The 15174-nt window shown below is 69.0% G+C and carries 8 protein-coding genes; all 8 read right to left on the bottom strand.

All coding sequences use genetic code 11. From position 1 onward, the window contains the following. Positions 1–21 precede the first annotated feature (21 nt). The gene (locus TU34_RS01995) at positions 22–1203 is read right to left on the bottom strand and encodes a glycosyltransferase (RefSeq protein ID WP_045821175.1); all 1182 of its coding nucleotides are present in this window, start codon (positions 1201–1203) and stop codon (positions 22–24) included. Between the two features lie 194 nt (positions 1204–1397). Further along, positions 1398–2945 (bottom strand): acyl-CoA carboxylase subunit beta, encoded by a 1548-nt coding sequence (locus tag TU34_RS01990; protein WP_045821174.1) that lies wholly within the window; start codon positions 2943–2945, stop codon positions 1398–1400. Further along, positions 2945–8242, bottom strand: a complete 5298-nt coding sequence (pks13, locus tag TU34_RS01985) for a polyketide synthase Pks13 (RefSeq protein WP_045821173.1) — start codon at positions 8240–8242, stop codon at positions 2945–2947. The genes TU34_RS01990 and pks13 overlap by 1 nt, the downstream gene beginning before the upstream one ends. An 11-nt stretch (positions 8243–8253) precedes the next feature. Then, positions 8254–10152: a long-chain-fatty-acid--AMP ligase FadD32 gene (gene fadD32 / locus TU34_RS01980; protein WP_045821172.1), complete on the bottom strand. Its 1899-nt coding sequence runs from the start codon at positions 10150–10152 to the stop codon at positions 8254–8256. Positions 10153–10448: 296 nt separating this feature from the next. Then, a complete protein-coding gene (locus TU34_RS01975) occupies positions 10449–11450 on the bottom strand; it encodes an LLM class F420-dependent oxidoreductase (protein WP_045821171.1) in 1002 nt (333 codons plus the stop codon). Between the two features lie 128 nt (positions 11451–11578). Beyond that, a complete protein-coding gene (locus TU34_RS01970) occupies positions 11579–12526 on the bottom strand; it encodes a cutinase family protein (RefSeq protein ID WP_045821248.1) in 948 nt (315 codons plus the stop codon). A 54-nt stretch (positions 12527–12580) separates the two neighbouring features. Further along, positions 12581–13189: a DUF732 domain-containing protein gene (locus TU34_RS01965; protein ID WP_052688621.1), complete on the bottom strand. Its 609-nt coding sequence runs from the start codon at positions 13187–13189 to the stop codon at positions 12581–12583. Positions 13190–13194: 5 nt separating this feature from the next. After that, positions 13195–15087: an alpha/beta hydrolase-fold protein gene (locus tag TU34_RS01960; RefSeq protein WP_045821246.1), complete on the bottom strand. Its 1893-nt coding sequence runs from the start codon at positions 15085–15087 to the stop codon at positions 13195–13197. Between the last annotated feature and the right edge of the window lie 87 nt (positions 15088–15174).

The following is a 15174-nucleotide window of genomic DNA, read 5'->3' as shown; positions in this document are numbered from 1 at the left end:
CAGTCCCCGGCTCGCTCGGGCTCAGCGCGAACGACCCTCACGGGCATGCTCGATCGCGGCGTCGACGACCTCGACGAGTCGCTGTCGGAACACCTCCGGTGAGCACGCCTCCGCGACGAATCCCAGAGCGTTGTCGCGGACGTCCCGCCATCGACCCGCGTCGGTGTACAACCGCGCGCATGCTTCGGCGAAGCCCTCGGCATCGTCGCCGATCGCGACGGTGGGTTCGTCCACCTCGAGTTGGTCGGCGAGCTGCCGGGTCACCACGGTGGGCACACCCTGGCTCATCGCCTCGATCACCTTGAGGGGTATCCCGCCGGAGTACCGGGTCGGCGCCACGAACACCCGCGATCGGTCGTAGAGCTCGCGGAGGTCGTCTACCACACCGAGGACGAGAACCCGATCCGATCGCAGGGCCTCGATCTCCGGGGAGTCGACCATCCCGGCGACGCGGACGACGTAGTCGTCACCGATGAGACGGTCGAGCGCCGGCATGATCTCGCGGACGAAGTACCGGACCGAGTCGACGTTCGGGGTCAGGTCGGGTGGTCCGGCGAGACGTCCGACGAAGAGGATGTCGCGACGTTCCTCGAACCCCGCGGGGGGATCCGGCCGAACCGTGGTCGCGTGGGGCAGAACCCGTGTGGGGATGTCGACCCCGGATCGGATGGCGGCGGCGTCTGATGATCCGGCCGTGGCGACGGCGTCCGCGTCGGACATGAGTCGCAGTTCGGCCCGGAGTTCCTCGTGGTACTCCGCATCGGACATCACCGGTGGATACAGCGCGCGACGGAGCTTCTCCCGCACGGTGAACAGGGCCTCGGCGTCGTAGACCACGGGTGGACGTCGAGCGCCCCACCGCGGCTTCCACCCCACGGCCAGCAGGGTCCGCATGGTCGGAGGGCGGCTCACGAACAGGGCGTCATAGTCGGCGCCGTCGGTGCGGAGAACGTTCCACAACCCCCACCGCCCCTGCCCGCGGCGGAAGCGGACACGGCTGCCGAACAGGACCTTCATGCGTCGGCGTTCGGCACGCTTCGACCACATCGGGTAGTGGTCGACCTCGAACCCTGCGTCGACGAACGCGGAGACGATCTGGTGCGCACGCGGAAGACCGGCGCCGAGAAGGGGATCCGGCACGAACTGGTCGACGATCAGGACGCGACGCGACGAGGGCGACTCGGCACGCTTGTCGGCGAACACCGGTAACGACCTCCCGCCCTGTACCACTCGGTCAGACGAACGGTACCGACGCGCTGCCGGATGCACCAGTCAAGCGAGGTGGAACTCCGGCCATCGAATACGCCACCCGGCTCTGAAACCGGAGCTCACAGCTACAGCGGGCACGTGGTGCTCCGACGACTCAGAGCCGCAGCAGGCATGAGGGAGGGTTGTCCCTAGACGGGCATCAACAGCATCTTGCGCGGTGTGCGCGACATCTGCTTGTCCCGCAACTGCGCCAGCGCTTTACGCAGCTGCAGGCGAGTCTGCGAGGGCTCGATGACCGCGTCGACATAGCCGCGTTCGGCCGCGAGATACGGCGTCGCCATCATCGTGTTGTAGAAGTTGATGAAGTCGGTCCGGATCTTGTCGGCCTCGTGCGGCGTCGCGTTCTCGGTCTGCCGACGGGTCAGGATCGCCGCGGCCGATTCGGCGCCCATCACGGCGATCTTGGCCGTGGGCCACGCGAAGTTGATGTCGGCGCCGAGCTGCTTGCAGCCCATCACCGCGTACGCGCCGCCGTAGGCCTTGCGGACCACGACGGTCACCTTCGGCACGTCGGCCTCCACGTAGGCGAAGAGGAACTTGCCCGAGCGGCGGATGGTGCCCTTGGCCTCCTCGGCGACGCCGGGGAGGATGCCCGGGGTGTCGACGACGAACACCAGCGGGATGTTGAAGGCGTTGCAGATACGCACGAATCGCGTGGCCTTCTCCGAGCTGTCGGTGTCGAGGACACCGGCCATCACGCTGGGCTGGTTCGCGACGACACCGACACTGTGACCGTCGACGCGCGCGTACCCGGTGATGATGTTGGGCGCGAAGATCTCCGACACCTCATGGAACGCGCCGTCGTCGAAGATGCGGACGAGGATGTCGCGCATGTCGTAGCCGGCGTTGTCGTTGTCGGGCAGGAAGTCGTCGAGCCCCAGATCGCTCTCGGTGACCTCGGGCTCCAGACCCGGGTTGATCACCGGCGGCTTCTCGTGACACGTCGAGGGCATGTAGTCGAGATAGTCACGCACCCAGGCGAAGGCGTCGGCCTCGGTGTCGGCGATGTGATGGATGTTGCCCCAGCGCGCCTGGTTGTGGGCACCACCGAGATCCTCGGCGTCGATCTCCTCGCCGGTGGTCTGCTTGATCACGTCGGGACCGGTGACGAACATGTAGCTCGAGTCCTTCACCGCGACGAGGATGTCGGTGTTGGCGGGGGTGTAGACCGCGCCGCCCGCGCACTTGCCCAGGATCACCGACACCTGCGGCGCGAGACCCGAGAGCAGGTCGTTACGTCGCCCCATCTCGGCGTACCAGGCCAGGGAGGTGACCGCGTCCTGGATGCGGGCGCCGGCGGAGTCGTTGATGCCGACCATGGGGCAGCCGATCTTGCCGGCCCACTCCATCAGCATCGACACCTTGCGACCGAACACCTCGCCGACGGTGCCGCCGAACACGGTCTGGTCGTGGCTGAACGCAGCGACCGGGCGCCCGTTGACGAGACCGTGTCCGGTCACCACACCGTCGCCGTAACCGCTCGAGTCGGACCCCGGCAGCTTGGCCAGCTGACCGAACTCGACGAAGGTACCCGGATCGAACAGCATCGCGAGGCGTTCACGCGGAGAACAGATCCCCTTGGCGGCGCGCTTGGCGATCGCCTTCTCGCCGCCCGGTTCCTTCGCGACCTCCAGTCGAGCGCGGAGGTCGGCCAGCTTGGCTGCGGTGGTGTCCACTACTTGGTGCCTCCTGAGGCGCTCGCTGCGGCCGAGGGCCGCGTGATGTCGGCCAGCCGCGTGGTGAGATCCGCGCCGATCCGCCCGATGTAGGGCTCGTCGATGAGCGCGAGGTGATCGCCGCCGATGTGCACGATCTCCAGGTCGTCGACGACCTCGCCCCAGCGACCGTCCTCGGGGATGTCACCCCACCGGGGCTCGAGTTCGACTGCGCCGTCTTGCATCTTGTCGGCGCGGTAGAGGACCACCTTGCCGTCGTACCGGGTCGGGGTGATCGTCGACAACGCGCGGTTGTCGAGGAACGACGTCCGCTGGTGTTCGATGATGCCGCCGGGGATCTTGGCGTTGCTCATCGAGAGCAGCTCCATGATGATGCGGAACTGACCCTCGTCGTCGGCCTCGACGAGTCGGTCCATCGGGACCGGCACGTCGTCGACACCGTAGGTGCGCTTGGCGAAGGTCATGTACCGCTCGAGGCGCGCACGCTTCTCGTCGGTCGTCTCCTCGGGAGAACCGTTGGGCCGCACCGCATCGAGCAGTGCCACCATCGCGACATCCTCGCCCTGCTCACGCAGCACCTGCGCGCAGCCGTAGGCCAGTGCGCCACCGAGCGACCACCCCGCCAGCACGTACGGCCCCGTCGGGACCACCTCGCGCAGCTTCGGGATGTACTGCAGCACACGCTCTTCGATGCTGCCCTCGACCCGGTCGAAACCGATCACCGGGAGGTCGGCGGGCAACTTCTTGATGAGCGCCTCGTACGCCATCGACGACCCACCCGCGGGGTGGAACAGCAACAGCGGTGGGCGGGTCGGGTTCTCGACTGTGCGCAGGTACCGCACGAAGCCGTCGACCTGTCCGCCCTCGAGCTGCTCGCGAACGTAGGTCGAGAGGTCCTCGATGGTCTGCGCGTCGAGCACGTCCTCGATGTCGATCTCGCCGCCGGCCCGCTCGGAGAGCCGTGCCGTCAACTTCTCGGCGGTCTCCTCGTCGAGCACGGGCAGCGGGTTGAAGATGCCGCCGGCCGAGGTGCCCGTGACCATGGCCCACACACCGAAGGTGAGGCGCTCGGCTGCATCACGCGGGGGCACGTCGGCACCCGCGGCCGCGGCCACCGCGGCCTGGCTGATGAGGTCGCCCGCCTGCGCGGCGGGTCGTGCGGGCTCGCTCGGCGCGGTCTCGGTCGGTACGGGGTCCGGCTCCGCCGCAGGGGCGGTCGGCTCGGCGGCAGGTGCGGCCGCGGCAGCCGGTGTGGAGGTCGAGTCGATCAGCTCGGCGATGGCCGCGGTGTCGATCTCGCCGCCACCCTCGGCGTCGGCGGCGAGGGCCGCCACCTCGTCGCGGTGTTCCACGGCGTAGCTGACGAACTTCACGACGTCGCGCAGATCGGCCTCGCGCATCGCCTGCAGCTGCATCTGCGGGATGTCGAACTCGTACTCGACACGGTTCTTGATCCGCATGGCCATCAGCGAGTCGAGACCCAGCTCGATCAGCGGGATCTCCCGCGGCAGGTCCTCGGCCTCGTAGCCCATGGACTCGGCGATGATCGACGCGACACGGTCGCCGACGCTCTGTCCGCTCTCGGGATCCCATCGCGCACCGGCGTCCTCGACGATCTCGGGCTCGACGGTCACGCGCTCGTCGACGAAGCCCGACGCGCGGGCCGCCTCGGCGGGGGTGGGGGTCGTGATGGGTTCGCCCGCGACGGCGGTGCCGCCCAGTGCGGCGCCCGCGGTGACCACGGCGTCGGCCAGCAGTGTGAAGGCACCGCCGGCGTCCTTGCCGTGCACCTGCAGCGAACCGCCACCGGGGTGCGGGGTGAACGTGGTGGTGACGGTTCCGGCCGTGGGCATCTCGCCGCGGGTCTCGACCGCGCCGACCCGGACGTCGGTGAGGACCTGCGTCGCGGCGGCCGCGACGAGCTCCCGCGGATCGGTGACGACCGAGGCGGCCACCTCCCACGCGTGACGGCCGTCGGGCAGCGCGACGTGCGAGCCGGGGACCCTATTGGCGCCCGCGCCGCCGTTGATGACCGCACGCATCCAGAAGTCCTTGCGCTCGAAGCGCGTCCGCGGGATGTCGGCGAACTCGCCGGCACCGAACAGCGACGCCACGTCGACGCGGTGGCCGTGGACGTAGAGCTTCATCAGGGCGGTGACCCAGCCGAGGTTCTCGTCCTCCTTGCGCCGCAACGTCTCGATGAGCTCGGCGTCGTGCAGACCGGCACCGAAAGTGACCGCGGCGACCGAGATCAGCACCGCCGGGTTGGGCGACAACTCGATGAAGGTGCGGTGCCCGTTCTCGACGGACTTCGCGATGGCCTGCGAGAACCACACCGAGTGCCGCAGGCCCTTGGTGAAGTAGTCGATGGTGTGGACCGGCTCGTGGCCCGGACGATAGAACGTCTCGCGGTCGATCGAGCTGTAGAAGCCGACGGTGGGGCGCAGCGGCTCGATGCCGGTGAGCTCGTAGGCGAGTTCACCGAGCAGCGGGTCCATCTGCGCGGTGTGGCTCGCGCCCTTGGTCTGCAGCTTGCGACCGAGCTTGCCCTCGGACTCCGCCCGCGCCACGATCGCGTCGACCTCGGCCTCGGGTCCACCGATCACGGTGTGGGTCGGGGCGGCGTACACGCAGATCTCGAGACCCGGGTAGTCGGCCAGGACGCCGATGATGTCGTCGGCGCTGTACTCCACCAGCGCCATCAGGCGGATGTCGTCGCCCTCGAGGCTGGCCTCGCCCTCGCCCATGAGACGCGAGCGCTGGCAGATGACGCGCGTGGCGTCCTCGAGCGACAACCCGCCGCTGAGGTACGCCGCCGATGCCTCGCCCATCGAATGGGGCACCAGCACACCGGGTTGCGCGCCGTGGTGGCGCAGGAGCGCGAACAGGCCGACCTGGATGGTGAAGATGCCGACCTGCGCGGTCTCGATGCCATAGGTCTGCTCGTCGTCGGTGAACATCTCCGCGATGGAGTAGCCGAGCTCGTGCTGGACGAAGCCGTCGACCTCGTCGACCGCGGCGGCGAACACGGGGTTGTCGAGGTAGAGCTGCTTGGCCATCTTGCGGTGCTGTGAGCCGAAGCCCGACAGCAACCACACCGCCGACGCGGGGTCGGGGGTGTCGCAGCTGAACACGAGCGGGCTGTTCTTGCCCTCGGCCACCGCGCGCACTCCGGCGACGGCGTCGTCGTGGCTGTGGGCCATGATCACCGCGCGGCTGCGGCCGTGGTTGCGGTGGGCCAGCGATCGACCGATGTCGGCCAGCGGGGTGGCACGGCCCTCGTCGGACTCGAGCCACTCCAGCAGGTCGGTCGCGGTCTTGCGGCGACGCGAGGGCAGGAAGCCCGAGATCACCAGGGGCACCACGGCTCCGGCCACCGTGCTCGGCGCGTATCCGGCCAGCGGATCGACCGTCGGGGCGATCTCCTCGACCGTCGCGGCGGCGCTCGTGGCGAACATGCCACGCGCGGCCTTCTCGGCGTCGGTCAGGTACTCGTCGTCATCGTCGTCGTACGGGTCGATGTCACCGCGGTCGGCCGAGGAGTGCGACAGATCGGCCTGATCGAGATCGCTGACCCCCGACGTCGCGGGCACCGGTACCGATGTCGGCTCGACGAGGTCGGTGGGCAGCACCTCGCGCACCACCACGTGCGCGTTGGTCCCGCCGAAGCCGTTGCCCGACACACCCGCGACGGCGTGACCGGCGTAGCGCGGCCAGTCGGTGGGTTCGGTGATGACCCGCAGTCGGGTCGCCTCGAACTGGATGTAGGGGTTGGGGCCTGCGTAGTTCAGCGACGGGGGCAGCTTGTCGTTCTGCAGCGCGAGCACCAGCTTGATGAGACCCGCCGCGCCCGCACCGGACTCGAGGTGGCCGAAGTTGGTCTTCGCCGAGCCGAGCAGGGTCGGCTTGTCGATGTCGCGGCCGCGCCCGAGGACGCGTCCGAGCGCATCGGCCTCGATCGGGTCACCGAGGATGGTGCCCGTGCCGTGCGCCTCGATGTAGTCGACCGAGCGGGGGTCGATCGCGGCGTCGCGGTAGGCGGTCCGCAGCATCGCCACCTGCGCCTCGGGGTTCGGCGCGGGCAGACCGTTCGACCGCCCGTCGGAGTTGACCGCCGAGCCGGCGATGATCGCGAGCATGGTGTCACCGTCGCGGCGCGCGTCGGCGACGCGCTTGAGGATCATCAACCCGCCGCCCTCGCCGCGGATCATGCCGTCGGCGTCGGCCGAGAACGCCTTGATACGACCGTCTTTCGCCTGCACACCGACGCGGTCGAAACCGAGCGTCGCCGCGGGCGAGATCAACATGTTGACGCCACCGGCGACGCACACGTCGGTCTCCCCCGAACGGAGGCTGCGCACGGCCTGGTGCACGGCGACCAACGACGACGAGCACGCCGTGTCGAGCGCGACCGACGGGCCGTGGAAGTCGTAGAAGTACGAGACGCGGTTGGCGACGATGGCCGTCGACGTACCGGTCAGCGCGTACGCCGCGGTGTCGCCCATCGCCTCGGGATCGGCGACCGCGAGCATCTGGTAGTCGTTCGTGGAGCTGCCGATGTAGACACCGACCTGTCCGCCCTTGAGATCGCTCGGCGGGATGTGTGCGTGCTCGAGTGCCTCCCACGTGAGCTCGAGCGCGAGCCGCTGCTGCGGGTCGACCATCTCGACCTCGCGCGGCGACATCTGGAAGAAGTCGGCGTCGAAGCCCTTCACGTCGTCGAGGTAGCCACCGCGGATGTTGCTCTCGGCGAGCACCTTGGCCAGGCGCGGCTCGGCCTTGAACTCCGTCCACCGGTCCTCGGGGAGATCCCCGGTGCCCGAGCGGCCGTTGATCAACAGATCCCACGTCGACTCCGGGGTGTGGCCGGCGCCGGGGAAACGGGTCGCGACACCGACGATCGCGATGTCGTCGTCGGCGGGACGATCGCGGTGGTAGAACGCCGCGTCCTCGTCGACCTCGAGACCCTCGTCGGGATCGCCCTCGATGATGCGCTTGGCCAGCGACGCGATGGTGGGGTGCTGGTAGGCGACGGTCGCGGTGAGCAGGACCCCGGTCTTGTCCTCGATGTCGGCGGCCATGGCCACCGCGTCACGCGAGGCGAGACCGAATTCCTCCATCGGACGGTCGTCGGAGATCTGGTCGGCGGGCATGCCGGTGGCGGTCGAGACCCAGTCCCGCAACCAGTCGCGCAGTTCGGCGACCGTCAGATCGCCGGCCGTCTCGCCGTCGTTGCTGGTCGCCGGGTCAGCGTCGGGTGCTGTGGGGACGTGGGTGTCGCTATTCAGTTCAGACATCGAGATCCAGTCTATGGAGTGGCGTCAGGAGCGTCGGGGAAGGCCGTCTGGGTGTGGCCACCGCGCAGCGTTCCGTCGATGTAGGCGTTCTTGCACGCCGTGTGGGCGATCTTGCCACTGGAGGTACGGGGGATCGATCCCGCGGGCACCATCAGCACGTCACGCGCCATCACACCGTGCCGCTGGGCGATGGCCGCGCGCACGATGTCGGCGACCTCCTGCGGATCGGCGCGCTTACCGGTGTTGCGCTCGGCGACGATGACGAGCTGCTCGGAGGCGTCGTCGGCGTCGAACTTCAGGCCGCTCGCCGACGATGCGAACACCTCGGCGGGCAGCTGGTTGGCGGGCACGGCGAACGCGGCCACGAACCCGGGGCGCAGCGCGGTGCTGGCCTCCTGCGCGCTGAACTCGAGGTCCTGCGGGTAGTGGTTGCGGCCGTCGACGATCACGAGATCCTTCACGCGACCGGTCACGTACAGCTCGTTCTCGAACCAGACGCCGTAGTCGCCGGTGCGCAGCCACCGGTCGTTGTCCGGCGCGCCCTCGGCGTGGCTGCCCGATTCCAGTGGGTGGATCAGGCTGTTGCGGAACGTCTTCTTGGTCTCGGCCTCGTTGCCCCAGTACCCGTGGCCGAGGTTGATGCCGTTGAGCCAGATCTCCCCCACGTGGCCGTCGCGGCGCTCGGTGGCGGTCTCGGAGTCAACGATCGCCGCCCACTGGCTCACCGCGACCTGTCCGCAGGAGACCTGCGCGACGGCACCCGGGGTGGTCTCGTCGACGAGCTCGAACCGACCCTCGTTGAGGGCTTCGCGGTCGACGTAGATGACCTTGGCCTCCGTGTCGCGCGTGGAGGTGGAGACGAACAGCGTCGCCTCGGCCATGCCGTAGGAGGGCTTGATCGCGGTCTTCGACAGGCCGTAGGGCTCGAAGGCCTCGGTGAACTTCTTCATCGAGCTGACCGTGACGGGCTCGCTGCCGTTGATCAGACCGATGACGTTGCTCAGATCGAGGGTCTCGCCGTCACGCGGCAGGCCACGGGCCGCGGCGTGCTCGTAGGCGAAGTTCGGCGCCGCCGCGAAGGTGCCTGCGCCGTCACTCAGTGCGGCGAGCTCGTTGATCCACCGACCGGGCCGCCGGACGAACGCCGCCGGGCTCATGATGGTGATGTACTTGCCGCCCAGCGCCGGGATGATGATGGTGAGCAGGCCCATGTCGTGGAACATCGGCAGCCAGGTCACGCCCCGCGAGTTGTCGGTGAGATGCATCGCCTCGATCATCTGCAGCGCGTTCGCCGAGACCGACTCGTAGGTGATCTCGACGCCGGCCGGGGTACGCGTGGACCCCGAGGTGTACTGCAGGTAGGCGATGTCGTGCAGGTGCGGCATCGGCTGGCGCCACGTCTCGCCGACCGAGTCGGGGACGGCGTCGACCGCGATCACACGCGGCCGCTCCTTGGCCGGGAGGTGCTTGAAGAAGTCGCGGACCGCCTCGGCCGACTTCGACGCGGTGAGGATCGCGCTCGGGGTGCAGTCACCGAGGACCGCGTGCAGGCGGTCGGTGTGGCCCGGCTCGTCCGGGGAGAACAGCGGCACCGCGATGTTGCCCGCGTACAGCGAGCCGAAGAATCCGATGACGTACTCGAGTGACTGCGGCGCGAGGATGGCGACGCGGTCGCCCGGCTTGGTCACCTGCTGCAGGCGCGCGGCGATGGCGCGCAGGCGCTTGCCGAACTGTGCCCAGGTCAGCTCGATGGCCTCGCCGTCGCGCTCACGGCTGTAGTCCATGAACCGGTAGGCCAGGGTGTCGGCCTTCTCGCGGACGTTGCGCTCTACGTAGTCGACCAGGGTGTCGTCGTCGCTGAAGTGGATGTTGCCGGTCTCATCGAGGAAATCGTCGAACGCATTCTTCATATGGACTCCTGTTGACATCGTCTACCCCGATCGTCGGTCGCCGTCGTCGCTACAGCCGGTCCACGTCGTGGCTCGGCGGCGCCGGGAATCGTCGGGCAGTCGTCGATGACCTGGCCTCGGATCCGTCCCCCAGCGTTTCCTTCGATTGCACGCACCACTGTGTGACCGACACCCTCGGCTCCCCACGGCCGACGCTGTCGATGGCACGTCAAACTCCGAGTATGTTAGCCGTTGCGAACGGTCTACCGGGTTCACCCCTGCAAACTCTGGTCGCACGTCACCCCGCACGGCGGGCATCATGTTCCCCTCAACAGTGGGATCACCGGTGCAAAGGCATCCATCTGTGTCGGGAACACCCCCACGTACGACATCGTCGTGCGCTCACGCACGGTGCGGATCTGATCGGCGATCTCCTCGAACGACCCGCACATGATGTAGGGCGAGGCCAGGATGTCGTCGACGGTGAGCTCGGCGTCCTTCGCGAGGTTGGGCGGGAAGCCGCTGTCGATGGCACCCAGGATCATCTCGGCGGTCGACGCGCGATCGTCGGTGATGAGGATGGTGGCGATCGTCCAGTTCAGCTCGATGTCGTCGAATCGGCTGCCGGCGGCGCGACGGATCCGGTCGACGCGCTCGATGGTCTTCTCGATCGTCATGTCCGACAGCTTGAGCAGACCGTCGGGGGTGCTGCCCGTGGCCACCGAGATGATGTCGGCGTGCTGTGCGGCGAGTTCGAGCATGCGCGGGCCGCCCGCACCGACCATGATCGGCGGACGCGGTCCCTGACGCGGGCGCGGCGCCCCGACGACACCCTTGACCTGGTAGTAGTCGCCCGAGAAGGTGCACTCCTGACCGCGCAGGAGCACGTCGAGGATCTGCAACGCCTCGTCGAGCTGGCGGAGACGCTCGCCCGGCGTGCCGAACGGGATCCCGGCCGACTCGAAGTCCTCACGCAGCCACGAGGCCCCGATACCGAGTTCGAGGCGTCCCTTCGACAGCACGTCGATGGTGGTGGCCTCCTTGGCCAGGACCACGGGGTGTCGCATGCCGGCGGCCAGCGTCGTCGTCGCCAACCGGATGGTGCTGGTCGCCTGGCTCAACGCACCGAGCGCGGCCAGCGGCCCGACCTGGTTCTCGAGGTGGTCGGGGATGGCGAAGGTGTCGAACCCGTACTCCTCGGCCCGCTGGGCGAGTGCCACGAACTTGCGGGCGCCGCCCTCGTCGCGGTTGCCCTCACCTCCGGCCGCGAATCGGAACGGGCGCAACGCCGGGGTGGTGGCGGCTGCGTCGGTCGTCATCGGCACTCCTCATGTCTTGCGATCGGCGGTGTCGCCGATCAGCAGGGCGAATCGGTCGGGTGAACGCCGGACACGATACGTGGGCAGCGCTGCGGTCCCCAAACTCCCGCCCGCCTGCGCGCACCGGGTCAGGTGTGCGGTGGGCGGGGGGCGTCGGAGATCAGCGACCGGGCCCACCCGAACATCCACAGGGTGGCCGAGGCGCCGTTGTCGTTCCAGTACCGCGTGGTGGCGTAGAGCGCGTGGACCGGGTTGTTGATGGCGCCCGCGAGTTTCCCGAGTGCGTCGATCGGGTTGAGGATGGTCGGCGAATCGCACACGAGGTCACCCTCGGCGCAGATCGAATATGTGCGGTCCTTGAGGTCGCCGAACGCGCCGGGCCGGCCACCGGTCATCGCGATGCCGGGGACGATCCCGCCGAACCCGCCGAGCGCCACCTCGGCGCCGACGCCCTTCGGGTCGGGGCCCGGCGTCTTCGCCTCGCCGGGCTGGCGCCGACCGTCGGCGATGAGGCCCACTCCGAGCACGAGGTCCTGCGCCACCGGTCCCCGTCCGTTGCCGATGTCGGAGGCGATGTCGCCGACGATGACCGCGCCCTGCGAGAAGCCCATCAGGACATAGCTCGTCAGCGGGCACCGCTGATTGACCTCGGTGATCTTGCCCTTGGCCCGAGCGGTGCCCTGCGCGCGCGAGGTGTTGTAGTCGGTGGTGCGGTCGGCCGGATTCGTCGGGTTACGGAACTGCGCCAGGTACGGGACGGTGTAGACGTCGGCCCGCGATCCCGGGAAGGCCTCACCGAGGGGCTTGGACACCTTCAGCATCAACGACGCCGGGTTCGCCGACGGCGCGTACGGGTCGTCGTTCGCCGAGGACTCCCAGGTGCCCGGCACAACGATCACCTGCACGTCGGGGCAGTCGGCCGACTGCGCGCTCGGACGCTGCACGCTGCTCGACGGTCCCGGACCGGGCCCGGGTCCCGGTGGGGACGGACGCAGCAGCGAGACGATGAGGGCGACCACCAGGATGATCGCGATGATCGCGAGCACCACGACGCCGAGGATCACGCCGATGACGATCCGACGCCGACGACGGCGCGGATCGGTGGTGCGGGGCCGGGAGGGCACGTCGACCTACTTGCAGTAGGTCGACGTGGCGGCGGCGATCACCTTGTCGGCCTTCGCCGAGGCCGCCGCGGCGTCGGTGGTGCCCGAGGCGACGAACGCGGTGACGTAGGTCTTGATCTGCAGGGCGTCGGTGTTGGAGGCCTTGCTCGAGCAGACGTACTCCGCGGTCGCGAACGCCACCGCGTTGTCGGGATCGTTGGGGAACTCGACTCCGGTGCGCTTGAGTTCGGCGAGGTAGGCCGCACCCTTGCTGCCCTGCGGAGCCGGCGATGCGCCGCCGGGGAAGCCGGCCGGCGCCGAGGTCTGGGTGCCGGGAGCGGTTGCAGCCGAACCGGATTCGGGAGCACCGCTCGCCGCCGTGGACGATGCCGCACCCGAGGAGGCGGCCGCCGACGACGGCGCTGACGAACTCGTCGCGACCGAACTCACCGCACTGTCGGGGGCACTGACGGTGGAGTCGCCGCTGCCACATCCGGCGACCCCCACGGTCACCGCGGCCCCGGCGGTCGCCACGAGCACCCGCATCCACTGCTTGTTCATCTCACGTCCTCGCTGATCTGGTCGGTCGTCGTCGGGACGCTCACGCGCCCCGACGGCCTGCGCCAGGCTACCCATCGGCGTCAGCGGATGGTCGCGACCCCGTTGACGACCTCGATGTACCCGCGCTCGAAGTTGACGCGGTCACCCCCGGTGACCTGGAACTGGTCACTGATCGGGTAGCCCAGGCGGCCACCCTCGAAGCCCACGGTCGCCCAGGCGTCGAAGACGGGCCCGCTCGGGAGGGCGAAGGCACCCTTGGCCGGCGTCCAGTAGATGTTGCCGCCCTCGAAGCGGTTGAACCGCCCGCCGCGGACCGCGCCGATCTCGTTGCTGGTCGGGAACCCGAGGTAGCCGCCCTCGTAGCCGGTCTTGGCGTACTTCTTGATGATCTCGCCCTGCACCGAGTGGGCCCCGGTCGCGGCGGTCCAGTAGTAGGCGCCGATCTGGAACCCCTGGACGCGCCCCTTGTCGTTCGGGGTGTCGACCTCGTCACCGGTGGGGTACCCGAGCGGTCCGCGCTCGTAACCGCTCTTGCCCCAGTCGGCGAGGATGGCCCCGGTCACCGGGTGGGCGCCGGTGGCCTGCGTCCAGTAGACGTACCCGCGCTGGAACTTGTTGAGACGCCCCTTGCGGTCGGGGGTGCCGAGCTCGTCGCTCACCGGGAAACCGAGGTATCCGCCCGGACCGTCGGCGGCCACGTAGGCGCCGCCGATCGCCCCGGCCACCACGTGGGCGCCGGTCGAGGCCGACCAGATCACGCGCCCGCCGCGGAAGTCCTGGGCCCGGCCGCCGGGGACGCCGTACTCGGGCGTGAGGCACTCTCCGAGCTCACGATGCTTGACCGACACAGGTTGGATGGCACCGCTCACCGAGCACTTGGGGGTGTCGGAGACGACACCGAGCGCACGGGCGGCCTGCGGCCACGCCTGGTGCATCTCGAACTCCCAGTACGGCCACGTGTGGGTGCCCGACGGCCGGTAGACGACCTGGGCGGCGATCCCCATGCGGTTGAGCGTGGTGGCGAACTGGGTGGAGGTGACGCGTGAGAGGACCTCGAGCCCGACACCGGCGTAGTTGGTGGCGAGGTACGGCAGCGTCGACGGTGTGTCGTACTGGCCGATCAGTCCGTTGCCCGACGAGACGTAGAGACTCATCCCCTTGAGCTTGTCGGCGTGCAGGTAGGGGTCGTGTTCCTTCCACGCCGGGTCCGACGGCGGGCCGAACATCTTGGCCGAGTCGTATCCGCCGGCGTCGCGGACGGCGAACTGCACGGCCTGCGGCATGCCGAACGAACTGAGCTGCAAGATGCCCGAGAACGACGCGGCGAAACGGAAGAAGCCCGGGTTGCGCTCGGACAACATCATCGCGGCGCTGCCGCCCATCGACAGGCCCTCGACACCGCGGACGTCGGTGGACCGCCACTGGCCCTGCAGGATCGGCGGGAGTTCCTTGGTCAGGAACGTCTCCCACTGGTAGTTCTTGCCGTTGTCGGGCTGCTTCCAGTCGGTGTAGAAGCTCGACTCGCCGCCCACCGGGAGGACGACGTTGACGTTCTTGTCCTTGTAGAAGTTCTCGACGTCGGTGTTGATGGTCCAGCCGTTGTTGTCGTTCTGGGCCCGCAGACCGTCGAGCATGTACAGCTGGGCGAAGCGTTCCTGGGGCGACTGATTCCAGTCGCGGGCGAGCAGCAGCTGCACCTGGATGTTGGTGCCCATCGCCGGCGAGTAGACCCAGATCGCCACGCGCCGGTCGGAGTACCAGAAGGTGTTGGTCACCCGCACGCCCGCGACCGGGGCCACCGAGGTCGCGGCCGGGGCGGGATCGGCCGAGGACGCCGGTGTCGACGGGGAGGACGACGCGGCGGGCGCGTCGGAACCGTCCGGTGCCGACGCCGCGACGCCCGTACCGCTGACCATGAGGAGCGCGGTCAGACCGGCTGCTGCCCCGAGAACTCCGCGCCGCCACACCCGCATCGACCGATACTCCTTCGCCACCAATGTTTCTGCTCGTGATCGACGGTCTCGTGAACCATCGATACCGGCCGAGTGGCCGGACAGCAG

It is taken from the genome of Williamsia herbipolensis, from assembly GCF_000964005.1.
Classification (GTDB): domain Bacteria; phylum Actinomycetota; class Actinomycetes; order Mycobacteriales; family Mycobacteriaceae; genus Williamsia_A; species Williamsia_A herbipolensis.
This window is presented reverse-complemented; position numbering and strand designations above follow the sequence as displayed.

What these genes read in the sequence shown, in the direction of transcription:
- pks13 (WP_045821173.1), bottom strand. Translation starts at nt 8,242, where the DNA reads ATGTCTGAACTGAATAGCGACACCCACGTCCCCACAGCACCCGACGCT.
- fadD32 (WP_045821172.1), bottom strand. Translation starts at nt 10,152, where the DNA reads ATGAAGAATGCGTTCGACGATTTCCTCGATGAGACCGGCAACATCCAC.
- TU34_RS01975 (WP_045821171.1), bottom strand. Translation starts at nt 11,450, where the DNA reads ATGACGACCGACGCAGCCGCCACCACCCCGGCGTTGCGCCCGTTCCGA.
- TU34_RS01965 (WP_052688621.1), bottom strand. Translation starts at nt 13,189, where the DNA reads ATGGGTAGCCTGGCGCAGGCCGTCGGGGCGCGTGAGCGTCCCGACGAC.
- TU34_RS01960 (WP_045821246.1), bottom strand. Translation starts at nt 15,087, where the DNA reads ATGCGGGTGTGGCGGCGCGGAGTTCTCGGGGCAGCAGCCGGTCTGACC.